Source organism: Pseudomonas taetrolens (genome assembly GCF_900475285.1).
GTDB classification, from domain to species: Bacteria; Pseudomonadota; Gammaproteobacteria; order Pseudomonadales; family Pseudomonadaceae; genus Aquipseudomonas; species Aquipseudomonas taetrolens.
Genome location: NZ_LS483370.1, coordinates 4529035 through 4553330, shown reverse-complemented (window position 1 = coordinate 4553330; position 24296 = coordinate 4529035). Strand labels below are relative to the sequence as shown.

General features: G+C 58.8%; 23 protein-coding genes. 13 read left to right on the top strand and 10 right to left on the bottom strand.

Translation table 11 applies throughout. From position 1 onward, the window contains the following. The first annotated feature begins 165 nt into the window (after positions 1-165). The 12 genes from hutU to DQN55_RS20860 all read left to right on the top strand — a co-directional run bounded on the left by hutU (position 166) and on the right by DQN55_RS20860 (position 16033). Entirely contained in the window at positions 166-1863 is a 1698-nt protein-coding gene (gene hutU / locus DQN55_RS20915; protein ID WP_074703062.1) for a urocanate hydratase, read from the top strand. Between the two features lie 150 nt (positions 1864-2013). Next, positions 2014-3546, top strand: coding sequence for a histidine ammonia-lyase (hutH, locus tag DQN55_RS20910; RefSeq protein WP_048384099.1), 1533 nt, complete (start codon positions 2014-2016; stop codon positions 3544-3546). A 72-nt stretch (positions 3547-3618) separates the two neighbouring features. After that, a complete protein-coding gene (locus tag DQN55_RS20905; protein ID WP_048384096.1) occupies positions 3619-5022 on the top strand; it encodes an amino acid permease in 1404 nt (467 codons plus the stop codon). Positions 5023-5049: 27 nt separating this feature from the next. Continuing rightward, positions 5050-6255, top strand: coding sequence for an imidazolonepropionase (gene hutI / locus DQN55_RS20900; protein ID WP_048384094.1), 1206 nt, complete (start codon positions 5050-5052; stop codon positions 6253-6255). Between the two features lie 11 nt (positions 6256-6266). Then, positions 6267-7067, top strand: a complete 801-nt coding sequence (gene hutG / locus DQN55_RS20895) for an N-formylglutamate deformylase (protein ID WP_048384092.1) — start codon at positions 6267-6269, stop codon at positions 7065-7067. A gap of 183 nt (positions 7068-7250) precedes the next feature. After that, entirely contained in the window at positions 7251-8222 is a 972-nt protein-coding gene (gene pip, locus DQN55_RS20890) for a prolyl aminopeptidase (protein WP_048384090.1), read from the top strand. Continuing rightward, the gene (dtd, locus tag DQN55_RS20885) at positions 8219-8656 is read left to right on the top strand and encodes a D-aminoacyl-tRNA deacylase (protein ID WP_048384088.1); all 438 of its coding nucleotides are present in this window, start codon (positions 8219-8221) and stop codon (positions 8654-8656) included. Before pip ends, dtd begins: the two co-directional genes overlap by 4 nt. A gap of 231 nt (positions 8657-8887) precedes the next feature. Next, entirely contained in the window at positions 8888-10615 is a 1728-nt protein-coding gene (locus DQN55_RS20880; protein WP_048384085.1) for a glucan biosynthesis protein G, read from the top strand. Continuing rightward, positions 10608-13160, top strand: a complete 2553-nt coding sequence (mdoH, locus tag DQN55_RS20875; RefSeq protein ID WP_048384083.1) for a glucans biosynthesis glucosyltransferase MdoH — start codon at positions 10608-10610, stop codon at positions 13158-13160. The genes DQN55_RS20880 and mdoH overlap by 8 nt, the downstream gene beginning before the upstream one ends. Positions 13161-13401: 241 nt before the next feature. Next, entirely contained in the window at positions 13402-14199 is a 798-nt protein-coding gene (locus tag DQN55_RS20870; RefSeq protein ID WP_048384080.1) for a transporter substrate-binding domain-containing protein, read from the top strand. A 147-nt stretch (positions 14200-14346) separates the two neighbouring features. After that, on the top strand, positions 14347-15306 hold the full coding sequence (locus DQN55_RS20865) for an amino acid ABC transporter permease (protein WP_408634605.1): 960 nt from the start codon (positions 14347-14349) through the stop codon (positions 15304-15306). After that, a complete protein-coding gene (locus DQN55_RS20860) occupies positions 15299-16033 on the top strand; it encodes an amino acid ABC transporter ATP-binding protein (RefSeq protein WP_048384103.1) in 735 nt (244 codons plus the stop codon). Before DQN55_RS20865 ends, DQN55_RS20860 begins: the two co-directional genes overlap by 8 nt. Positions 16034-16077: 44 nt before the next feature. Here the strand turns inward: DQN55_RS20860 and DQN55_RS20855 are convergent, their stop codons facing one another. The 10 genes from DQN55_RS20855 to ubiE form a co-directional block, all read right to left on the bottom strand. Then, positions 16078-17646, bottom strand: a complete 1569-nt coding sequence (locus DQN55_RS20855; RefSeq protein WP_048384076.1) for a methyl-accepting chemotaxis protein — start codon at positions 17644-17646, stop codon at positions 16078-16080. Between the two features lie 176 nt (positions 17647-17822). Further along, positions 17823-18533, bottom strand: a complete 711-nt coding sequence (locus DQN55_RS20850) for a 16S rRNA (uracil(1498)-N(3))-methyltransferase (RefSeq protein ID WP_048384074.1) — start codon at positions 18531-18533, stop codon at positions 17823-17825. After that, positions 18530-19342 carry a twin-arginine translocase subunit TatC gene (tatC, locus tag DQN55_RS20845; RefSeq protein ID WP_048384072.1) on the bottom strand — a complete coding sequence of 271 codons (813 nt, stop codon included), beginning with the start codon at positions 19340-19342 and terminating at the stop codon, positions 18530-18532. Before tatC ends, DQN55_RS20850 begins: the two co-directional genes overlap by 4 nt. Before the next feature lie 4 nt (positions 19343-19346). Next, on the bottom strand, positions 19347-19751 hold the full coding sequence (gene tatB / locus DQN55_RS20840) for a Sec-independent protein translocase protein TatB (protein WP_048384070.1): 405 nt from the start codon (positions 19749-19751) through the stop codon (positions 19347-19349). Positions 19752-19761: 10 nt separating this feature from the next. Continuing rightward, positions 19762-20043, bottom strand: coding sequence for a twin-arginine translocase TatA/TatE family subunit (locus DQN55_RS20835; protein ID WP_048384068.1), 282 nt, complete (start codon positions 20041-20043; stop codon positions 19762-19764). Positions 20044-20066: 23 nt separating this feature from the next. Then, a complete protein-coding gene (locus DQN55_RS20830) occupies positions 20067-20399 on the bottom strand; it encodes a phosphoribosyl-ATP diphosphatase (RefSeq protein WP_016783168.1) in 333 nt (110 codons plus the stop codon). Further along, positions 20392-20793: a phosphoribosyl-AMP cyclohydrolase gene (gene hisI, locus DQN55_RS20825; protein WP_048384065.1), complete on the bottom strand. Its 402-nt coding sequence runs from the start codon at positions 20791-20793 to the stop codon at positions 20392-20394. Before hisI ends, DQN55_RS20830 begins: the two co-directional genes overlap by 8 nt. A 102-nt stretch (positions 20794-20895) precedes the next feature. After that, positions 20896-22500, bottom strand: a complete 1605-nt coding sequence (gene ubiB, locus DQN55_RS20820; RefSeq protein WP_048384064.1) for a ubiquinone biosynthesis regulatory protein kinase UbiB — start codon at positions 22498-22500, stop codon at positions 20896-20898. Beyond that, positions 22497-23120 carry a ubiquinone biosynthesis accessory factor UbiJ gene (locus DQN55_RS20815; protein ID WP_074703060.1) on the bottom strand — a complete coding sequence of 208 codons (624 nt, stop codon included), beginning with the start codon at positions 23118-23120 and terminating at the stop codon, positions 22497-22499. The genes ubiB and DQN55_RS20815 overlap by 4 nt, the downstream gene beginning before the upstream one ends. Then, positions 23120-23890, bottom strand: a complete 771-nt coding sequence (gene ubiE, locus DQN55_RS20810; protein WP_048384063.1) for a bifunctional demethylmenaquinone methyltransferase/2-methoxy-6-polyprenyl-1,4-benzoquinol methylase UbiE — start codon at positions 23888-23890, stop codon at positions 23120-23122. The genes DQN55_RS20815 and ubiE overlap by 1 nt, the downstream gene beginning before the upstream one ends. A 110-nt stretch (positions 23891-24000) precedes the next feature. Here ubiE and DQN55_RS20805 point away from each other — a divergent pair, with 110 nt between their 5' ends. Beyond that, positions 24001-24276: a polyhydroxyalkanoic acid system family protein gene (locus tag DQN55_RS20805; protein WP_048384058.1), complete on the top strand. Its 276-nt coding sequence runs from the start codon at positions 24001-24003 to the stop codon at positions 24274-24276. Positions 24277-24296: the final 20 nt, after the last annotated feature.

Sequence of the window (24296 nt, the reverse complement as noted above, 5' to 3'; positions counted from 1 at the left end):
AATGCCCCACTTCGTTTAAAGCCTGTATTTACGGGACTTTCAATATTTTCATTGACGGATTCATCAGGTTGGCCGTTTACTTGCATATGCTTGTATGTACAAGTACATAAGTGTGCGTCTGCCCATTTTTGCCTGACGCATCTGCCCATCGCTGAGGAGTTACCCGTGACTTCAACTACCCCAAAATCGCCTGCTGCGTTCACCCGCCACCGTGACGGTGAAATCCGTGCAGCACGCGGCACCCAGCTCACCGCCAAGAGCTGGATGACCGAAGCACCGTTGCGGATGCTGATGAACAACCTCGACCCGCAAGTGGCCGAGAACCCGACCGAGCTGGTGGTGTATGGCGGTATTGGTCGCGCGGCGCGTAACTGGGAGTGCTACGACAAGATTGTCGAGAGCCTGACCAACCTCAACGATGACGAAACCCTGCTGGTGCAGTCGGGCAAGCCGGTCGGTGTGTTCAAAACCCACAGCAACGCGCCCCGTGTGCTGATCGCCAACTCCAACCTGGTGCCACACTGGGCCACGTGGGAGCACTTCAACGAACTCGACGCCAAGGGCCTGGCCATGTATGGGCAGATGACCGCTGGCAGTTGGATCTACATCGGTAGCCAGGGCATCGTTCAGGGCACGTACGAGACCTTCGTTGAAGCCGGGCGCCAGCATTACAACGGCAGCCTGGTGGGCAAATGGGTACTCACCGCCGGCCTGGGTGGCATGGGCGGTGCGCAGCCTCTGGCCGCCACTCTGGCCGGTGCCTGCTCGCTGAACATCGAATGCCAGCAGAGTCGCATCGATTTCCGTCTGGCGACCCGTTATGTCGACGAACAAGCCGTGGACCTGGATGACGCGCTGGCGCGTATCGCGAAATACACCGCTGAGGGCAAAGCCATTTCTATCGCCCTGTGCGGGAATGCTGCCGAATTGCTGCCAGAAATGGTCCGCCGTGGCGTACGTCCGGACATGGTCACCGACCAGACCAGCGCTCACGACCCGCTTAACGGCTACCTGCCCAAAGGCTGGACCTGGGAACAGTACCGCGACCGCGCCGTGACCGATCCGGCTGCCGTGGTCAAAGCCGCCAAAGCCTCCATGGGCGAACACGTCGAAGCCATGCTGGCGTTCCAGAAAGCCGGTATTCCGACCTTCGACTACGGTAACAACATCCGTCAGATGGCCAAGGAAGTCGGCGTCGAAAACGCCTTCGACTTCCCGGGTTTTGTACCGGCTTATATCCGTCCCTTGTTCTGCCGTGGCGTAGGCCCGTTCCGCTGGGTTGCGCTGTCGGGTGATCCGGAAGACATTTACAAAACCGACGCCAAGGTCAAAGAACTGATTGCCGACGACGCCCACCTGCACAACTGGCTGGACATGGCCCGCGAGCGCATCAGCTTCCAGGGTCTGCCGGCACGTATCTGCTGGGTTGGCCTGGGTCAGCGCGCCAAGCTCGGCCTGGCGTTCAACGAAATGGTACGCAGCGGTGAGTTGAAAGCACCGATCGTGATCGGTCGCGACCACCTGGATTCGGGTTCGGTGTCCAGCCCGAACCGCGAAACCGAATCGATGAAGGATGGCTCGGATGCAGTCTCCGACTGGCCGCTGCTCAACGCCTTGCTCAACACCGCGAGCGGCGCGACCTGGGTTTCGCTGCACCACGGCGGTGGCGTTGGCATGGGCTTCTCGCAGCATTCGGGGATGGTGATCGTGTGTGATGGCACCGACGAAGCGGCCGAACGCATTGCCCGCGTCCTGCACAACGACCCGGCCACCGGGGTGATGCGCCATGCCGATGCCGGCTACGACATCGCCATTGACTGCGCCAACGAGCAGGGCCTGAACCTGCCGATGGTTAACGGCTGATTGCAGGCCTTTGTAGCCGCTGCCAAAGGCTGCGATCGAGCCCGAAGGGGCCGCGCTCTTTCAAAAGATAAGGCCCTGGGGGCCTTATCGCACTGCGGTGGCTACACATACGGTTTTTAAAAATTTCGCAACGCGTGAAGGAGTATTAACGTGCTTGAGCTAAACCTGATTCCCGGCCAATTGAGCCTTGCCCAACTGCGTGACATTTATCAACAGCCGGTCGCCCTCACGCTGGACGACAGCGCCTCGGCGCAGATCGATGCCAGCGTGGCGTGCGTTGAGCAGATCCTTGCCGAGAACCGCACCACCTACGGGATCAATACCGGTTTTGGCTTGTTGGCATCAACCAAGATTGCCAGCGAAGACCTGGAAAACCTCCAGCGTTCGCTGGTGCTGTCCCATGCCGCCGGTATTGGCGAGCCGATCAGCGATGCGCTGGTGCGCCTGATCATGGTGCTCAAGGTCAACAGCCTGGGCCGTGGTTTCTCCGGGATTCGCCGGGTAGTGATCGATGCCCTGATTGCACTGATCAACGCCGAGGTTTACCCGCATATCCCGCTCAAGGGCTCCGTCGGAGCCTCGGGTGACCTGGCGCCTTTGGCCCATATGTCGCTGGTGCTGCTGGGCGAAGGCAAGGCGCGCTACAAAGGTGAATGGCTGGATGCCGTCACTGCCTTGAAGCAAGCAGGCTTGCAACCTCTGACGCTGGCCGCCAAAGAAGGCCTGGCGCTGCTCAATGGCACCCAAGTGTCCACAGCGTTTGCCCTGCGTGGCCTGTTTGAAGGGGAAGACCTGTTTGCAGCCGCTATGGCGTGCGGCGGCTTGACGGTTGAAGCGGTGCTGGGTTCGCGCTCGCCGTTTGATCCGCGCATTCACGCAGCCCGCGGCCAGCGTGGCCAGATCGACGCGGCAGCGATTTATCGTGATCTGTTGGGCACCCGCAGTGAAGTTTCCGAGTCGCACAAAAACTGCGACAAAGTACAAGATCCGTACTCCCTGCGTTGCCAGCCACAAGTCATGGGTGCCTGCCTGACCCAATTGCGCCAGGCTGCTGAAGTACTGGGTATCGAAGCCAACGCCGTGTCGGATAACCCGCTGGTATTTGCCGAGCAGGGCGATGTGATTTCTGGCGGTAACTTCCACGCCGAACCGGTGGCGATGGCTGCCGACAACATGGCGCTGGCGATTGCCGAGATCGGTTCGCTGAGCGAGCGCCGTATTTCGCTGATGATGGACAAGCACATGTCTCAGTTGCCGCCATTTCTGGTGGCCAACGGTGGCGTCAACTCCGGCTTTATGATCGCCCAGGTGACCGCCGCGGCCTTGGCCAGTGAGAACAAAGCGTTGTCGCACCCACACAGCGTCGATAGCATTCCTACGTCGGCGAACCAGGAAGACCACGTGTCGATGGCTCCTGCGGCGGGCAAGCGTTTGTGGGAAATGGCCGAAAACGTACGCGGCGTGCTGGCTGTCGAGTGGCTGGCTGCATGCCAGGGGCTGGATTTGCGTGATGGCCTGAAAACCTCGCCCAAGCTTGAAATCGCACGCAGCACGTTGCGCAGCAAGGTCGCGTTCTATGAAAAAGACCGCTTCTTCGCCCCGGATATCGATGCCGCGATTCAGTTGCTGGCTTCGCGCTGCCTGAATGCATTGGTGCCTGCCCAGATCCTTCCAAGCCTGTAACTCTCAGACGCAGGGGGTCATTCGGCCCTCTGCGTGTCTGTTTTCGCCGACAAAAATAATTAAGGACGCGAAATGCAAAGCCAAACTCAAGGTTTGAAACGCGGGTTATCTGCTCGCCACATTCGTTTCATGGCGCTGGGCTCAGCGATCGGAACGGGTCTTTTTTATGGTTCAGCCGCTGCCATCCAGATGGCTGGACCTGCGGTGCTACTGGCGTACCTGATCGGGGGTGCGGCGGTCTTTATGGTGATGCGCGCCCTGGGTGAAATGGCCGTGCGCAATCCAGTCTCAGGATCGTTTGGCCAATACGCCACGACGTATTTGGGGCCGATGGCAGGTTTTATTCTCGGCTGGACCTACGCCTTTGAAATGATCATTGTGTGCCTGGCCGACATCACGGCCTTTGGCATTTACATGGGGTTCTGGTTCCCTGAGGTCTCGCGCTGGATCTGGGTGCTGGGCATCGTGCTGCTGATCGGTGGCCTCAACCTGTGCAGCGTCAAAGTCTTCGGTGAGATGGAGTTTTGGCTGTCCCTGCTTAAGGTTGCCGCAATTGTGGCGATGATCCTCGCAGGCTTCGGCATCATGCTGTTTGGCATTGGTGCGGCGGGTAGCACCGACGCTGCGGCGACCGGTATCAGCAACCTCTGGGCTCACGGTGGTTTCCTGCCCAATGGTGTCGGCGGGTTGATCGCTTCGTTTGCGGTGGTGATGTTTGCGTTTGGCGGTATTGAAATCATTGGCATTACCGCGGGTGAAGCCAAAGACCCGCAACGCGTTATCCCCAAGGCGATCAACGCCGTGCCGTTGCGGATTCTGCTGTTCTATGTGCTGACCCTGTTCGTGTTGATGGCCATTTACCCATGGACTCAGATCGGCAGCCAAGGCAGCCCGTTTGTACAGATTTTCGACAGCCTGGGCATCAGCTCTGCGGCCACCATTCTTAATATCGTGGTGATCTCGGCGGCCGTGTCGGCGATCAACAGCGACATCTTCGGGGCTGGGCGCATGATGTTTGGTCTCGCTCAGCAAGGGCAGGCCCCCAAAGGCTTTGCCAAAATCTCCAAGCACGGTGTGCCATGGATGACGGTGTTGGTGATGGGCGCCACGTTGCTGGGCGGTGTAGTGCTGAACTACCTGATTCCGGAAAACATCTTCCTGGTCATCGCCTCGATTGCCACGTTCGCCACCGTGTGGGTGTGGTTGATGATTCTGGTGACTCAAGTGGCCATGCGCCGTTCCATGACCCGCGAAGAAGTGGCTGAGCTCAAGTTCCCGGTTCCGTTCTGGCCGTATGCGCCGATCGCAGCCATCGCGTTTATGGTGTTTATCTTTGGCGTGCTCGGCTACTTCCCTGAAACCCAGGCTGCGTTGATGGTGGGTGCAGTCTGGATTGGCTTGTTGGTAGTGGCTTATCTGTTGTGGGTCAAGCCGCTGGCCGGACGGGCGGTTAAAGTGGCTGCCGAGCTTTCCTGAGTATTTGATCCTGTACGGAGTGATGCAATGAAAACCCTTTGGCAGCACTGCAATGTCGCAACCATGGCCAATGGCGCTTACTCGATTATCGAGGATGCGGCCATCGTCACCCGTGATGAATACATTGAGTGGATTGGCCCGCGTTTACAGTTACCCGAGGACGAATATGGCCAGGTTTATGGCCTGGAGGGCGCGTGGGTGACGCCGGGGCTGATCGATTGCCACACGCATACGGTGTTTGGCGGCAATCGTAGCGGCGAATTCGAGCAGCGCCTGCAAGGGGTGAGCTATGCCGAAATCTCTGCGGCCGGGGGAGGGATTGCCAGCACCGTGCGTGCGACTCGCGCTGCAAGCGAAGAGGAGCTGTTCGCCACTGCGCGTCAGCGTTTGATTTGTTTGTTGCGTGACGGTGTGACCAGTGTCGAGATCAAGTCAGGTTATGGTCTGTGTCTCGAGAGTGAGCGCAAAATCCTGCGGGTGATTCGTCGTCTTGGCGAATCCCTGCCGGTGACGGTACGCAGTACGTGCCTGGCAGCTCATGCCCTGCCACCGGAATACAAGGACCGGGCAGACGATTATATCGATCACATCTGCCACGAAATGCTGCCCGCGCTGGCAGCAGAAGGGCTGGTGGACGCGGTCGATGCGTTCTGTGAATACCTGGCGTTTTCACCTGCTCAGGTTGAACGGGTGTTTGTTGTGGCGAAGCAGTTGGGCTTACCGGTCAAACTGCATGCCGAGCAGTTGTCATCGTTGCACGGCTCCAGTCTGGCGGCGCGTTATCAGGCGTTGTCGGCGGACCACCTGGAGTTCATGACCGAAGAAGACGCCCAGGCGATGGCGGAGGCCGGAACAGTGGCCGTGTTGTTGCCCGGTGCGTTTTACTTCCTGCGTGAAACCCAACTGCCGCCGATGGACGCCTTGCGCAAGCACGGGGTGAAAATCGCTATCGCCAGCGACCTCAATCCGGGTACTTCGCCGGCGTTGTCGCTGCGTCTGATGATGAACATGGCCTGTACCCTGTTCCGCATGACCCCCGAAGAAGTCCTGGCGGGTGTGACCCAGCACGCTGCTACTGCCTTGGGCATGGGTGAAACCCATGGCTCGCTGGAACCCGGTAAGGTTGCTGACTTTGTGGCCTGGAACATTGATCGGCCGGCGGATCTGGCGTATTGGCTGGGTGGTGATCTGGACAAACGCGTCGTGCGCAATGGCGTGGACGCAGTGCTTTAGGAGAAAAAGTTGTGGATAAGGTTCTGACATTCAAACAAGGCCGCGTGCCATTGCTGATCAGCATGCCTCACGCGGGCTTGCGCCTGACGCCTGCGGTTGAAACCGGGCTGATTCCCGAAGCACAAAGCCTGCCGGACACCGACTGGCACATTCCCAGGCTTTATGAGTTTGCGGCTGAGCTGGGGGCCAGCACCCTGGCGGCAGAGTATTCGCGCTTCGTCATCGACCTCAATCGGCCCGAAGATGATGCGCCAATGTATGTAGGAGCGACTACGGGGCTGTTCCCGGCCACGCTGTTTGACGGCGTGCCGCTGTTCCGGGAAGGCCAGGTGCCGACCGCGGCCGAGCGGGCGACCTACCTGGAGCACATCTGGAAGCCCTATCACCAGACGCTTCAGCAAGAGCTGGCACGGCTCAAGGACGAGTTTGGCTACGCCCTGCTGTTCGATGCCCATTCAATCCGCTCCCACGTCCCGCACCTGTTTGAGGGTCGGCTGCCGGACTTCAACCTGGGCACGTTCAATGGTGCCAGCTGCAATCCGGCGCTGGCCAGCGAGCTGGAAGCGATTTGCGCCGGATACCCGGCCTACAGCCATGTGCTCAACGGGCGCTTCAAGGGTGGCCATATTACCCGTCATTACGGCAGCCCTGCCGACAACATTCATGCGGTGCAACTGGAGCTGGCCCAGTGCACATATATGGAAGAGGTAGAGCCTTTCACTTACCGCGAAGACCTGGCCGCACCGACCCAAGTCGTGCTCAAGCAGTTGCTGGCACGGATTATTGAATGGGGCCGCGAACGTCACGCCTGACCCTTGCAGGAGCCAGTGCGCTCGATGGCAGACGTGTGGAACACCTGAGAAACAGCGTTCCACCACCGCGCGAGCAAGGTCGCTCCTGTGAAATTATTCACACTTTTTTAAGCGCATGCTCATTGGGGCCAATCGGGTTTATGATGCCAGACGGCAACATTTTCCAGCCCCATGGAGTGCGTAATGCAAACCTTGTTCCCGCAGATCAAACCCTACGCCCGGCATGAGCTGGCAGTTGACGCACCCCATGTGCTTTACGTTGACGAGAGTGGCTCGCCCGACGGCTTGCCTGTGGTGTTCGTTCACGGTGGTCCGGGTTCGGGATGCGATGCCAATAGTCGCTGCTATTTCGATCCCAACCTGTACCGCATCATCACCTTCGATCAGCGTGGTTGCGGGCGGTCGACGCCGCACGCCAGTCTTGAAAGCAACACCACGTGGGATCTGGTCGCCGACATGGAGCGCATCCGCTCGTATCTGGGCATCGATAAATGGGTGCTGTTTGGCGGTTCATGGGGTTCCACCTTGTCATTGGCGTATGCGCAAAGTCACCCCGAACGTGTTCACGGCTTGATCCTGCGCGGTATTTTTCTGTCCCGGCCACAAGAGATCGAGTGGTTCTACCAGGCAGGTGCCAGCCGCATTTTCCCGGATTACTGGCAAGACTATGTGGCACCGATTCCAGAAGAAGAGCGGCACGACTTGCTTGGCGCGTTCCACAAACGCCTGACCGGCAATGACCAGATTGCCCAGATGCACGCGGCCAAAGCCTGGTCGACGTGGGAGGGGCGCACTGCGACGCTGCGACCCAACCCGCAAGTGGTCGACCGCTTTTGCGAGTCGCATCGGGCGCTGTCGATTGCCCGTATCGAATGCCATTACTTCACCAACAGTGCGTTTCTTGAACCCAATCAGTTGATTCGCGACATGTACAAGATTGCCCACTTGCCGGGGGTCATTGTTCATGGTCGCTATGACGTCATTTGCCCGCTGGACAACGCATGGGAGCTGCATCAGGCCTGGCCGGACAGCGAATTGCAGGTTATCCGCGACGCCGGTCACTCCGCGACTGAGCCGGGAATTACCGATGCGCTGGTGCGTGCCACCGAACAAATGGCCCGTCGTCTGCTCAACCTGCAGCCCGATGAAGCATGAAGGGCTTACTGCAACGTGTGACGGGTGCGCGGGTTGAAGTGGCGGGGGAGGTCGTAGGCGCCATCGATCAGGGGCTGCTGGTGCTGGTGGCCGTCGAGCCTGGCGATACACAGGCCAATGCAGCCAAGTTGTTGAACAAGCTGCTCAACTACCGCGTGTTCAGCGATGCCGAGGGCAAAATGAACCGGTCGCTGGCCGATATCGGCGGTGGTTTGTTGCTGGTGTCCCAGTTCACTCTGGCAGCCGACACTCAAAATGGCTTGCGCCCGAGCTTTTCCACGGCCGCCCCTCCCGCATTGGCACAGGCACTGTTTGACCACCTGTTGACCGAGGCCAAGCGCCTGCATCCACGGGTCGAATCAGGGCGTTTTGGGGCCGATATGCAGGTGCATTTGGTGAATGATGGCCCCGTGACTTTTATGTTACAAACCTAATACCCAGAAATACCGTGTTTTCGTCCGAAAACAGGGGGTTTTCACATGAAATACTTACGGACAGTGGATGCGTTGTAGCGCGGCCTACTAGATAATCTCGCGTTACACAGAGACCTATCCGGCACGTCAGGGGAATCATTTATTCCTTCGGCTGTCGGAACAGTGCTCGCCAACCCGGCATGTAGATCGCTGGCCGTTGGTTTCATCATCTGTATTCGGCGAGGTTTGCTCGTGATTGTTAGTCCAATTAATGCACCAAAAATGTCTGCCAAGCGGTTGCGTAATGCACTGGTGACGGGCTCTGCGCTCTTTTGTTTGTTCGGTGCGGGTCAACTGTGGGCATTTAGTCTGGATGACGTGGCGGCTGAGGCGAAAACCCTCGCCGAACAGAAGTACCAAGCCCCACGCAGTAATTTGCCTAAAGAATTCCGCGACATGAAATTCGCGGATTATCAAAAAATCCGTTTTATCGGCGACAAGGCCCAGTGGGCGGATCAAAAGACACCTTTCAAGCTGTCCTTCTATCACCAGGGCATGCATTTCGACACGCCGGTAAAAATCAACGAAGTGACCGCCACCAAGGTGGAAGAAATCAAGTACGACTCAAGTCGTTTTGATTTCGGTGACGTTCAGTTCGATCCTAAAGTGACCGAAAACCTCGGCTGGGCCGGTTTCCGCGTGCTGTATCCGATCAACAAGGCGGACAAGCAGGACGAGATCATGACTATGCTGGGCGCGAGCTATTTCCGCGTAATCGGCAAAGGTCAAACCTACGGCCTGTCGGCACGCGGCATGGCGATCGATACTGCTTTGCCCTCGGGCGAAGAGTTCCCGCGTTTCACCGAGTTCTGGATCGAGCGTCCAAAGGCAGGTGACAAGCATCTGGTGATCTTCGCCTTGCTGGATTCGCCTCGTGCCACTGGCGCCTATCGTTTCACCTTGCGTCCGGGTCTGGACACGGTGGTTGATGTCAAATCGCAATTGTTCCTGCGCGACAAGGTGACCAAACTGGGCATCGCGCCGCTGACGAGCATGTACCTGTTCGGAGCCAATCAGCCGTCCAAAGTGCTGAATTACCGCCGCGAACTGCACGATTCGTCGGGCCTGGCGATTCACGCCGGCAACGGCGAGTGGATCTGGCGTCCATTGAACAACCCGAAACACTTGTCGGTGAGCAACTTCTCGGTTGAAAACCCGCGCGGCTTTGGCTTGCTGCAACGTGGTCGTGACTTCAGCCACTACGAAGACCTCGATGACCGCTACGACAAGCGCCCGAGTGCCTGGATCGAGCCACAAGGTGATTGGGGCAAAGGCTCCGTTGACCTGGTAGAGATTCCGACCGCAGATGAGACCAACGACAACATCGTTGCGTTCTGGAGCCCGGACACGTTGCCGGAGCCCGGCAAGCCAGTTGACTTTGCCTACCGTCTGCACTGGACGCTGGACGAAGCGGCGCTGCACCCGACTGACAGCGCCTGGGTCAAACAAACCCTGCGTTCCACCGGTGATGTCAAACAGTCCAACCTGATTCGCCAGCCAGATGGCAGCGTGGCTTACCTGATCGACTTCGAAGGTCCTTCGCTCAAGGCCTTGCCTGAAGATGCGCCGGTGCGCAGCCAGGTCAGCGTGGGTGACAACGCCGAACTGGTTGAAAACAACGTGCGCTACAACCCTGTTACCAAGGGCTGGCGTTTGACCTTGCGCCTGAAGCTCAAGGACCCGAGCAAGTCCACCGAGTTGCGCGCAGCATTGGTTCAAGACGTCGTAACGCCAGCACCAAAACCTGCAGCGCTGACTAAGGCTGAAAAAGCCGCGGCCAAGGCTCAGGAGAAGAAAGCACACGCGGCCAAGGACGCAAACAAACCTGCAGCCGAAGCGACCCCTGCCACGCCAGAACCGGTGAAGACTGAGAAAGTGTTGACCGAAACCTGGAGCTACCAGTTGCCAGCCGATGAGTAATATTAACGTTCCGTCAGTCTCGCTTGACGAGTACTTGGCGCATTTGCCGTTGAGCGATGAGCAACGCGCCGAGTTGGCGAGCTGTGAGTCGTTCGCCGAGCTGCACGCGAGGTTGTCGGCGCAAGCGGACACTGATGCCCAAGAGGCCGCCCAGGCCTCGGTCGGCACGCGTCTGAACCTCAGCTCGGCTGCGGAGCTGGAGGAAGCAGAAATGCTTGGCCTCGATGCCAGCGGCCGCGTGATGCTCAAGGCGACGCCACCGATTCGGCGCACCAAAGTGGTGCCCGAGCCTTGGCGAACCAATATTCTGGTTCGTGGCTGGCGGCGCCTGACCGGGCGCAGCAATCCCCCGGCTCCCAAAATTGACGAGCGTGTGCTGCCGCATGCGCGCTGGCGCACGGTGGGGTCGATACGCCGCTACATCCTGTTGGTGCTGATGCTTGGTCAGACCATCGTCGCGGGCTGGTACATGAAAGGCATCATGCCGTACCAGGGCTGGTCGTTCGTCGATCTCGAAGAGATCATGCACCAGCCGTTGATGCAAACCGCACAGCAAGTACTGCCCTATGCCTTGCAGACCAGCATCCTGATCCTGTTCGGAATTCTGTTTTGCTGGGTGTCGGCGGGTTTCTGGACAGCCCTCATGGGCTTCCTGGAGTTGCTCACCGGCCACGACAAGTACCGGATTTCCGGTGCCAGCGCGGGCAACGAGCCGATCCCGGAACAAGCACGTACCGCGTTGGTAATGCCGATCTGTAATGAAGACGTGACCCGCGTATTTGCGGGCTTGCGTGCCACGTACGAATCGGTTGCGGCCACGGGTGACCTGGATCGCTTCGACTTCTTCGTCCTCAGTGACAGTAACGACCCCGATATTTGTGTCGCCGAGCAGCAGGCCTGGCTGGATGTGTGTCGCGAAACAGAAGGCTTCGGCCGGATCTTCTATCGTCGTCGCCGTCGCCGGGTGAAACGTAAAAGTGGCAACCTCGACGACTTTTGCCGTCGCTGGGGCGGCGATTACAAGTACATGGTGGTGCTGGACGCCGACAGCGTCATGAGCGGCGAGTGCCTGACCAGCCTGGTGCGCCTGATGGAAGCCACACCAGACGCCGGCATCATCCAGACCGCGCCACGTGCGTCGGGCATGGATACGCTGTATGCGCGCATGCAGCAGTTCGCCACCCGGGTCTACGGGCCACTGTTTACCGCGGGTCTGCACTTCTGGCAGTTGGGTGAATCCCACTACTGGGGCCACAACGCGATCATCCGGATGAAACCGTTTATCGAGCACTGCGCCCTGGCGCCGTTGCCTGGCAAAGGTGCATTTGCGGGTGCGATTCTGTCTCACGACTTCGTTGAAGCCGCGTTGATGCGCCGTGCCGGTTGGGGCGTGTGGATTGCCTACGACCTGCCGGGCAGCTATGAAGAACTGCCGCCGAACCTGCTGGACGAACTCAAGCGTGACCGTCGCTGGTGCCACGGCAACTTGATGAACTTCCGCCTGTTCCTGGTTAAAGGCATGCACCCGGTGCACCGTGCGGTGTTCCTGACCGGCGTCATGTCGTATCTCTCGGCGCCGTTGTGGTTCTTCTTCCTGCTGCTGTCGACGGCCCTGCTGGCGGTCAATACGCTGATGGAGCCGCAATACTTCATGGAACCTCGTCAGCTTTATCCGCTGTGGCCACAATGGCATCCGGAAAAAGCCGTTGCCTTGTTCTCGACGACCATCGTGCTGCTGTTCCTGCCTAAATTGCTCAGCATCATTCTGATCTGGACCAAGGGCGCCAAGGCGTTCGGTGGCAAGTTCAAGGTCACGTTGTCGATGTTGCTGGAAATGCTGTTCTCGATGCTGCTGGCACCGGTGCGCATGATCTTCCACACCCGCTTCGTACTGGCTGCATTCCTCGGCTGGGCGGCAACCTGGAACTCACCACAACGTGACGACGACTCCACCCCGTGGAGCGAAGCCATACGGCGCCATGGTCCGCAAACCCTGCTGGGTGCGGCCTGGGCTGCGTTGGTGTTGTGGTTGAACCCAAGCTTCCTGTGGTGGCTGGTGCCGATTGTCGGTTCGCTGATGCTGTCGATTCCGGTGTCAGTGATCTCCAGCCGGGTCAAGCTGGGCCTCAAGTCCCGCGACGAAAGCCTGTTCCTGATTCCTGAGGAATACGCGCCGCCACGTGAATTGTCAGCCACCGCTGAATACACCTACGAGAACCGTTACCGCGCACTCAACGACGGTTTTGTCCGGGCCGTGGTTGATCCGCAGCAGAACGCCCTGGCCTGTGCCCTGGCGACCTCGCGTCACCGCGAAGCCGAGCCGATTGAGTGGCTGCGCGCCGAGCGCGTACGTCAGGCCCTCAAGCTGGGGCCCAAAGCGATCGACAATAACCTGCGCATGGCACTGCTGAGTGACCCTGTTGCGTTGGCACGCTTGCACGCGCTGGTGTGGAACGAGGGGCACGAAGACTGGTTGAACGCCTGGCGTGAATCAGTGGCCGCAGACCCTCACGCGCCACTGCTGCCATTGAAACCTGCTGCCTGATCCCTATCGCGAGCACGCTCGCTTCTGCAGAGTGATTGAATCACCTGCAGGAGCGAGCGTTTTCGCGATGAGGACGCTGTTACCCCCGCCTGCCGTGCTTTTCCATCGCAAAACTCGTCTCATAACCCTTCAGTGAGTTAGCATCCGTCTCCGAATGGGTGAGTGCCCGGCTGTGCTGGCTTTCAGTATTGAGTCCGCCGCAGGTCAATGCCTTTATTGAGTAGGTTCAGGGGAGTTGATGATGAAGAAGTTTCTATCGAAACTGCTGTTCGGTGTCACTGCACTATTGGCGGTTAACGCAGCCCATGCTGGCGCCATTGATGACGCGGTCAAGCGCGGCACGTTGAAGGTGGGCATGGACCCGACCTACATGCCCTTCGAGATGACTAACAAGCGCGGCCAGATCATCGGTTTCGAAGTCGACCTGCTCAAGGCCATGGCCAAGTCCATGGGCGTTAAGCTGGAAATGGTTTCCACCGGTTATGACGGCATCATTCCCGCCTTGATGACCAACAAGTTCGACATGATCGGCAGCGGCATGACCCTGACCCAGGAACGCAACCTGCGCCTGAACTTCAGCGAACCCTTCATCGTCGTCGGTCAGACCTTGCTGATTCGCAAGGAGCTTGAAGGCAAGATCAAGTCCTACAAAGACCTCAATGACCCGCAATACCGCCTGACGTCGAAGATCGGCACCACGGGTGAGATGATCGCCCGCAAGCTGATGTCCAAAGCTCAATACCACGGCTATGACAATGAGCCAGAAGGCGTGCTGGATGTGGTCAATGGCAAGGCTGATGCTTTCGTCTACGACGCACCTTACAACGTTGTTGCCGTGAACAAGTTCGGCAACGGAAAACTGGTGTTCCTCGACAAGCCCTTCACCTACGAGCCGCTGGCTTTTGGTCTGAAGAAAGGCGACTACGACAGCATCAACTTCATCAATAACTTCCTGCACCAGATCCACGAAGACGGTACTTACGATCGCATCCATGACAAGTGGTTCAAGGACACCGCCTGGCTCAAAGACATGGAGTAAGTGCGATTCCCTGTAGCCGCTGCCGCAGGCTGCGATAAGGCCCGCAGGACCTTCAAGATTTCAGGACTGCTTTGCAGTCCATCGCAGCCTGCGGCAGCGGCTACATAAAGCCGTCCGCGCTGACCTCTACGGAAATATTGCAAAGTGATAAAACAAAAAAAAGCCCAGTGGCCATGGCATGTATTGACCGTGCTGGTGCTGATCGGTCTGGCAGGTGCGTTGTATTACGCCACCTCCCTCATGTCATACGAATGGCGCTGGAACCGTGTTCCGCAGTACTTCGCCTATCAGGCTGAAGAAGCCCAGCGAGCCGCTGAAACCTCGACGGTCATTGAGCTGGTACGCAAAGGCGACAACGCCGAAGTCGTGCTGCGCGCCGATGATGGCAGCGAGCAGCGCCTGACCGTTGCCGACAACAGTCTGCAGCTGGCTGAAGGCGACGATGTGGACGAAGGCGATGTGGTTGGCGTTAACCGGCATTGGGCCGCAGGGCCGTTACTTTTAGGCTTGTGGACGACCGTCTGGTTGTCGTTGGTGTCCGGGATCCTGGGTTTGATCATCGGATTGGCCACAGGCCTGTGCCGGTTGTCGAATAATCCGACCCTGCGCGACCTGTCGACACTGTACGTCGAACTGGTGCGCGGGACGCCGCTGCTGGTGCAGATTTTCATCTTCTACTTCTTTATTGGCACCGTACTCAACCTGTCCCGCGAATTTGCCGGCATTGCCGCGCTGTCGTTGTTCACCGGGGCGTATGTGGCCGAGATCGTGCGTTCGGGCGTGCAGTCCATTGCTCGCGGACAAAACGAAGCGGCACGCTCGCTGGGCCTCAACGCCAGCCAGTCGATGCGCTACGTTGTACTGCCGCAAGCCTTCAAGCGTGTGCTGCCACCGTTGGCCGGGCAGTTTATCAGCCTGGTCAAAGACACCTCGCTGGTGTCGGTAATCGCCATTACCGAGCTGCTGAAAAGTGGCCGCGAAGTCATCACCACCTCGTTTTCGCCGTTCGAAATTCTGTTCTGCGTGGCGGGCCTGTACCTGTTGATCAACCTGCCGCTGTCGCATTTGGCCAGCCGGCTTGAGCGGAGGCTTGCACAAAGTGATTGAAGTTCGCGAACTGGTAAAAGTCTTCGATACCCGTGGGCAGGTTGTCCGTGCCGTCGACAACGTCAGCACCACTGTCGCCAAAGGCGAAGTCCTGGTGGTGATTGGGCCGTCGGGCTCGGGTAAATCGACCTTTTTACGCTGCCTCAATGGCCTGGAAGAATTCGATTCCGGCTCGGTCAGCATCGACGGTGTCGACCTGGCCAACCCGAAAACCGACGTCAACGCCTATCGGCGTGAAGTCGGTATGGTGTTCCAGCATTTCAACCTGTTCCCGCACATGACCGTGCTTGAAAACCTGTGTCTGGCACAGAAGGTCGTGCGCAAGCGAAATAAGACTGAGCGTGAGGCCAAGGCCCGGGCCTTGCTGGAAAAGGTGGGTATCGGGCAGAAAGCCAATGAATACCCGTCGCGCCTTTCGGGTGGGCAACAGCAGCGTGTGGCGATTGCCCGGGCGCTGGCGATGGAGCCCAAGGTGATGTTGTTTGACGAACCCACCTCGGCGCTCGACCCGGAGATGGTGGGCGAAGTGCTGGACGTGATGAAGACCCTGGCCCGCGAAGGCATGACCATGGTCTGTGTGACCCACGAAATGGGCTTTGCCCGGGAAGTGGCGAACCGCGTTCTGTTCTTTGATCATGGCAAGTTGCTGGAAGACTCTGCGCCGGAGGACTTCTTCAACTCACCTAAAGACCTGCGTGCCCAGGCGTTCTTGCGTCAGGTACTGTAAAACCCCCTGTAGGCGCGAGCCTGCTCGCGCCTACAGGGTGATGATCAAACCTTGAAACGCCCCACCAGTGTCTGCAAATGCGTACCCAGTCGTGCCAGCTCGATGCTGGACGCTGCGGTTTCTTCGCTGGCAGCGGCGGTCTGTTCTGATACGTCACGCACGTTAATCACGCTGCGGTTGATCTCTTCCGCTACCGCACTTTGTTGCTCGGCAGCTGCCGCGATTTGCTGGTTCATCCCCTGAATGGTCGACACGGTGCGGGTAATGTTGCTCAGCGATTCACCTGCGCGGCGGGTGAGTTCGACGCTGTTATCGGTCAGCAGGCGGCTGCTGTCCATGCTGCTGGACACTTGCAGGGTGCCGCTTTGTAAACCTTCGATGAGCTCTTCAATCTCTTCGGTGGACTTCTGGGTACGTTGCGCCAGGCTACGCACTTCATCGGCAACCACGGCAAATCCCCGGCCGGCTTCGCCGGCCCGTGCTGCTTCGATGGCCGCGTTGAGCGCCAGCAGGTTGGTTTGCTGGGCGACCGATTTGATCACGTCGAGCACGCTGCCAATCTTGTCGCTTTCGCGCTTGAGATGGCCCATGGCTTCGGTTGAATGGCCCACTTCCAGGGCCAGTTTTTCGATCTGGGCGATGGCTTCCCCGACGACTTTGTCGCCTTCGCGAGCTTGCTGGTCGGCGGCGAATGCAGCTTCGCGGGCTTCTTCTGCGTTACGTGCCACTTCCTGCACCGTTGCGGCCATTTCGTGCATGGCGGTCGCCACCTGATCGGTTTCGACTTTCTGGCTGTTTACCCCGGCACTGGTTTGCTCGGTGACCGCTGACAGCTCTTCGGCAGCACTGGCAATTTGAGTGATGCCATCGCTTATGCCGCCAATCAACTCGCGCAGACTCTCGGTCATTCGCTGAATAGCCTGCTGCAGCTGGCCCAGCTCGTCGCTGCGGTCGGTTTGGGTGTTATGAGTAAGGTCACCTGCCGCAATGTATTCAACGGTCTTCAGCGTGCGCTGCAGCGGGATGACGATCTGGCGGGTAATGGCCCAGGCGGCCATGATCCCGATCAGCAGTGCCAGCACCGCACAACTGATCAGCAGAGTTTTGGCTTGCTGGCTGTCCTGGTTGCGCTTAACCATTTGCAACGTCGAGAGCTTCTGGCTCAAGTCGATCAGGACATTGCCCTGCTGCTGCATGCGCTCAAATGCTTGAGCTTGGCTCTGAGCGCCCTGGTGCATGTCGGCAAAAGCACGGCGGTAGTCGGTGACAGCGTTCAGTTGCTGCTGCACCAGCACGATATCCTCAGGTGTGACCAGTTGTTTGCGCGACACCTCCAGTGCGGCGTCCAACTCGCCCAGGCGGTTATTCACTTCGCGTTGCGTGTCTGGCGTGGGTTGTCGCTCATAGGTAAAACGGGCAATGCGCAGGTCTTTGGTCAGGGCGGTGATGGTCGAAATGGTCGCCAGCTTGTTGCCCCGGTCGATCACTGAAACCAGGCCATTCCAGCCGGTTGCGGTGATCAGCAAGGTCAATATCAATACCAGACCGAAGCCCAGGCTGAGCTTACGATTGACGCTTATGTTGCCGAGAAACTGAGCCAGCCAGCGGTACATGATGATGCTCCTGAAATAACCCGATCGCCTGTGCTTCTCGGTCTTTAGTGGGGTATCAGGGCATCGGCGCGGCAGACAGGAACTGTAGAGCAGTGACGGAATGTGTGACGCAGGTCAAATGTAGCCGCTGCCGCAGGTATCGCACCCTGCTGCAGCGGCTACAGATTCCGGGAAGGCTAGAACAGGCGGGCGAGCAGGGCGGTAACGGCGGTTTCAACCCTCAGGATGCGAGCACCCAGTTGAACCGGCTGCAAGCCAGCCTTGGTCAGCAGATCGATTTCATAAGGGATCCAGCCGCCTTCAGGGCCGATGGCCAGTGTCACCGCCTCACTCAGCCCGCGGGGGCAGGCCGGATAATCACCAGGATGGCCAACCAGGCCCAGCGTGCCTTCCACCAGAGCTGGCAGTCGGTCTTCGACGAACGGTTTGAAGCGCTTTTCGATAATGATCTCAGGCAATACGCTGTCGCGTGACTGTTCCAGGCCCAGAATCAACTGTTCACGAATGGCTTCGGGCTCCAGGAACGGGGTTTGCCAGAAGCTCTTCTCGACCCGGTAACTGTTTACCAGCACCACTTGAGGCACACCCATCGACGCTACGGTTTGCAGAACCCGGCGCAGCATTTTCGGGCGCGGCAGGGCGAGCAACAGCGTGAGGGGCAGTTTTTCCGGCGGTGGCTGGTCAAGACTGAGGATTTTAAGCTCGGCTTCCCGGGGTTCAAGGCGCACCAGTTCGGCACTGCCCATCAACCCGCCGATACGGCCCACCCGCAGACTGTCGCCAATGGCGGCCCGGTGAACCTCCTGCATGTGAGTCAGGCGCCGATCGCGCAGGATCACGCGGTCGGCAGCGATGAAATCAGCCTCTTCGAGGAGCAGCAGGTTCACGCGTGTGGCGCTGGCGGTTGGGCATTGTTGTCGCTGTCAGCCGGTTGATCGTCAGGGTGGTCGCCACGCTTGCTGATCAAGCTGCCAAACAGAATGCCGATTTCAAACAGCATCCACATCGGGATCGCCAGCAGGGTCTGGGAAAAGATGTCCGGCGGGGTCAGGATCATGCCGATCACGAAGCAGCCGATGATCACGTACGGTCGGATCTTGCGCAGGTATTTGACATCGACAATGCCGATCCATACCAGCAGAACCACCGCGACCGGGATCTCAAAGGCCACGCCGAACGCAAAAAACAGGGTCATGACGAAATCAAGGTAGCTGCTGATGTCGGTCATCATCGAGACCCCTTCAGGGGTTGCCGCGGCGAAGAACTTGAACACCAGCGGGAACACCAGAAAGTAGGCAAAGGCCATTCCGGCATAGAACAGGAAGATACTGGAGACCAGCAGCGGCACGGCAATGCGCTTTTCGTGCTTGTACAGGCCCGGAGCGATAAAGCCCCAGATCTGGTGCAGGATCACCGGAATCGCAATAAACAGCGAGACCATCATGGTCAGCTTGAGCGGAGTGAGGAACGGCGAAGCCACGTCAGTAGCGATCATCGTGGCACCCACGGGCAGATATTCACGCAATGGTGTGGAAACCAGGGTGTAGATCTGCTGCGTGAAGGCGAACAGCCCGGCGAAGATCAGGAAAATTGCCGCGATGCAGCGCAACAGACGGGTACGCAGTTCAGTCAAGTGCGAAACCAGCGGCATTGGCTGGTCGTCTTCGGGCTTCTCGTTTCTGGGGATGTCGCTCATGCGCTTAAGGGGCTCGCGGTGGCAGGGTTGAGTCGTGTGGCGCTGCCGGTTGAGGCGCAGGGTCGGATGGGGGCTTGGTCAGGCTCACGGGCGCAGGGCTGGCCGGCTCGACCGCAGTTGCAGGGGCAACTGGCGGCGTGACTGGCGGCTTTACGACGTCGTGCAGAGGCGCCAGGATCTTCTTGGCTTCCTCTTCCATCGACATGATGTGTTCGTTGTGCAGCTGCCGACGAATTTCGTCAGCGCCGATTTCACGTTCAACTTCCTGTTTGATCGCATTGAAACTGCGTTTCAAGCGCCCGACCCACAGCCCCGCGGTTCGCGCGGCGCCTGGCAAGCGCTCTGGACCGAGCACCAGCAGGGCCACGAGGCCGACGAGCAGCAGTTCACTGAAGCTGATACCGAACATTAGTTTTGGCTCACACGTCTTTGCGGGTCGGCTCTTCGACTTTTTGTGCCTGCACGTCAATCGTGTGCGGCTCGTTCAAGGTCGAAGTGGTGTGTGGCTGTTGTGGCGCAGCGGTGGGCTGTGCAGGCGGAACCACGGGTTCAGCGGGTTTTTCGTCGTCGTTCATGGCCTTGCGAAAGCCTTTGATCGATTCGCCGACGTCAGTACCCAGGTTTTTCAGTTTTTTGGTGCCGAAAACCAGGACCACGACGATCAGAATGACGACCCAGTGTTTCCAGTCAAAAATGCCCATGATGAGCTCCTTAGCGAAGAGGTTTAGGCGGAAGGCCGCGAGGCTTTTTCCACGTGGCCGGAGGTGCCGATGCGGCGTTCGAGTTCATCCAGCACAGCCTGTGGATGCTGGCCCAGTTGAGCGAGCATGATCATGCTGTGGAACCACAGGTCTGCCGTTTCATAGATGACATCGCTGCAGTCACCGCTGATGGCGGCGTCCTTGGCTGCGATGATGGTCTCGATCGACTCTTCCCCGACCTTCTCCAGTATCTTGTTCAGGCCCTTGTGGTAAAGGCTGGCGACATAGGAGCTGTCTGGCGTGGCGCCTTTGCGTGCCTCAAGCACTTGGGCGACGCGGCTCAAGGTGTCAGTCATGGGAATGTCCTGCGTTATAAATGGCATGTGGATCTTTAAGCACCGGGTCTACTGTTTTCCACGCGGCGTTTTCGTAGACGCGGTAGAAGCAGCTCTGACGACCGGTATGGCAGGCGATGTCACCGATTTGCTCAACCATCAGGATGATGACGTCGGCGTCACAGTCCAGGCGCATTTCATGCAGTTTTTGCACATGGCCGGACTCTTCACCCTTGCGCCACAGTTTGCCACGCGAACGTGACCAGTAGATGGCACGGTTTTCGGCAGCCGTCAGGGCCAGCGATTCGCGGTTCATCCAGGCCATCATCAGGACGCGCCCGGTTTTGTGGTCTTGGGCAATCGCCGGCACCAGGCCGTCGCTGTCCCATTTGATCTCGTCCAGCCAGTCTTTCATGTTTGACTCCAACAACGGCTCTTGGCCTTATGGCTCAGGCCGGCGATTTCATAGTTTGCCAGCCTCACCCAGTAGTGGCTAGAACTCCTGCGGAGTTGCCATTTATCGGCGCACGATCAGGTACAAGCCTACGGCCAGCAGGATCCCGGCCGGCCAATAGCCAGCGGTGTGCAGCGGGCCGACACTGGCCAGCAGGGCCCCCGCGGCCAGATGCCCGGCACCCAGCAAGCGCAGGAACCAGCCGTCCTTGGGCTCGCGCACGATCAGCTGCTGATTTTTGGCGTGAGGTTGTGACATGCGCTCCAGCAGATCGCGGGTCATACCGGCCAGATGCGGGATTTGCTCGACCTGGCTATGCAGGTTGCGCAGCAACGTTTTGGGGCTGACGCGTTCACGCATCCAGCGTTCAAGGAACGGTTGGGCCGTGCTCCACAGATCGAGGTCGGGGTACAGCTGGCGGCCCAGGCCTTCAATGTTGAGCAGGGTTTTTTGCAACAGGACCAACTGCGGCTGGACTTCCATGTTGAAGCGTCGCGCGGTCTGGAACAAACGCATCAGCACCTGGCCGAAGGAGATTTCTTTCAGTGGCTTTTCGAATATCGGCTCGCACACGGTGCGGATCGCTGCTTCAAACTCGTTGAGCTTGGTGTGTGCCGGTACCCAGCCCGAATCGATATGCAGCTGAGCCACACGCCGGTAATCACGCTTGAAAAAGGCGAACAGGTTGCGGGCGAGGTAGTCCTGGTCTTCGGGGGTCAGGCTGCCCACGATGCCGCAGTCGATGGCGATGTACTGCGGGCTCCACGGGCTGACGGTGCTGACGAAGATGTTGCCCGGGTGCATGTCGGCGTGAAAGAAACTGTCACGGAACACTTGGGTGAAGAAAATCTCGACCCCGCGCTCAGCCAGCAGCTTCATGTCCGTGCGCTGGTCGGCAAGGGTGGCCAGATCGGTGACCTGGACCCCGTAGATACGCTCCATGACCAGGACTTTGGGGCGGCACCAGTCCCAGTAAATCTGGGGTACGTAGAGCAGCGGCGAACCTTCGAAGTTACGCTTGAGCTGGCTGGCGTTGGCAGCCTCGCGCAGCAGGTCGAGCTCGTCGTAGATGGTTTTTTCGTAGTCGCTGACGACGTCCACCGGGTGCAACAAACGCGCATCGGCACTCAGGCGCTCGGCGGTTTTGGCCAGAATGAACAGCCAGGCCAGGTCAGAGCCGATGATCGGTTTGAGGCCCGGACGCACAACCTTGACCACCACTTCTTCGCCGGTCTTGAGCTTGGCCGAGTGCACCTGGGCAACGGAGGCTGACGCCAGCGGTTCGATGTCAAAACGGCTGAACACGTCGTTGATCGTTGCCCCCAGCTGTTCTTCGATCAGTTTGACCGCCAGTTGCGGATCGAACGGCGGCACGCGGTCTTGCAACAGCATCAGCTCATCAGCGATATCGGCAGGCAGCAAGTCGCGACGCGTGGACAGGATTTGCCCGAACTTGATGAAAATCGGCCCCAGGTCCTGCAATGCCAGACGCAGGGCTGCGCCCCGGCTCAGCTCCAGCTTTTTACGGGGAAACCAGCGCCACGGCAGCGCATAGCGCAGTGAGAGCATCCACCAGGGTAATGGCAGGGCAAACAGCAAATCATCAAGGCGGTAGCGAATGACGACGCGCTGGATACGAAACAAACGGCGTATGGCAAGCAGCTTCATGCGTTATCGCTGGAATTGAGGGATCGGGAAAGGCGCTCAAAGCGCGCCTCAAGGCGATCCAGATCGAGTTTGAGCTGGTCGAGTTCGTCAAAGCGCGCTTGCGCTTCATTTTCACCGACCAACGTGCGGGCTTCTTCGCTCAGGTATTCGGCCAGGTTCTGGTTGAGACTGGCGAACCCCTGCTGATACCAGTTGGCGCGGCTGCGCAGATGGCCGCCGATCAATGCCGTGGCCACGGGACCGATCCAGCGCGAGAGTTGGTACTCCCAGTCCAGCTCCAGGTCTTGCAGCACTGCCGCCAGTTCCATCAGCACGGCGCTGTCGCCTTCGAGTTCGACCTCGGGGCTGTGCAACAGGGTGCTTTTGTCTTTGCTCAGTGCCAGGCGCATCAAGCTGGAAACGGGGGCTCGCAGTGTGCAATCAGCGTCGGCCGCCCAGTGGGCAGCCAGCAGCAGGCCTTCATCGCCAGGCATGATAAACAGGTGCAGGGACGGGCTCGCGCATTCGACCGCAATCACTTTGCCGGTCAAGGGCTGCAAGCGCGCCAAGGCAGTGCTGTCCAGGCGCAAGACGCGGTTGATACCGCCCTCGACGCTGGCGAGAAGGCCACTGAGCAACATCAGGGCTTGATGCCGCGGTGCAGCGCGACGATGCCTGAGGTCATGTTGTGGTAGGTCACACGGTCAAAACCGGCTTCGACCATCATCGACTTCAGCGTCTCCTGGTTAGGGTGCATGCGGATCGATTCGGCCAGGTAGCGATAGCTCTCCGGGTCGTTGAGGATCAGCTTGCCCACCATTGGCATAAAGGCGAACGAATAGGCGTCGTAGACTTTGGACATCAATGCGTTGGTCGGCTTGGAGAACTCCAGGACCAACAAACGGCCGCCCGGCTTGAGTACGCGCAGCATGGAGCGCAGGGCGTCTTCTTTGTGGGTCACGTTGCGCAGGCCGAAAGCGATGGTCACGCAATCGAAGTGGTTGTCCGGGAACGGCAGCTTTTCAGCGTCGGCCTGAACGAACTCAATGTTGCCCGCCACGCCTTTGTCCAGCAGCCGATCGCGGCCGACCTTGAGCATGGAGGCGTTGATGTCGGCCAGCACGACCTGGCCGGTGGGGCCTACCAGGTGCGAAAACTTGCGGGCGAGGTCGCCGGTGCCGCCCGCGATGTCCAGCACCCGGTTACCTGGGCGTACGCCAGAGAGCTCGATGGTGAAGCGCTTCCACAGGCGGTGCATGCCGCCCGACAGAACGTCGTTCATCAAGTCATATTTACCGGCTACCGAATGGAACACCTCGGCGACTTTTTCCGCCTTTTGGCTTTCCGGTACGTTTTTGAAGCCGAAGTGAGTGGTGGGTTCGGCATCGCTGCCTTTGCGCTGATCAGTCATATCGCTGTCACCAGAAGAGAATGCTGGCCATTCTAATCCCGGTGGCCGGCTTTGTCTTGACGAGGGTGAAGGTAAGTATAGTGACGGCCTTATCTATCTGGAGTGAACCAATGGCACATATCAGTGTTGAACGTACCCACAGCCTGGGCCTTGAAGCTGCACGTGAAAAAGCCAGGCCACTGGTGGAAAAGCTGGCAGGGCAGTACGGGCTGACCCCTGACTGGTCGGGTGACACGGTAAAACTCAAGCGTTCCGGGGTTAACGGTACATTGGCGATTGGCGAAAAAACCATCAAGGTTGATGTGCAACTGGGGCTATTGATGTCGGCGATGAGCGGCATGATTCAAGCTGAAATCGAGCGCTCACTGGATAAAGCGCTGGCCTGAGGGTGAACGCAGCGTTGCTG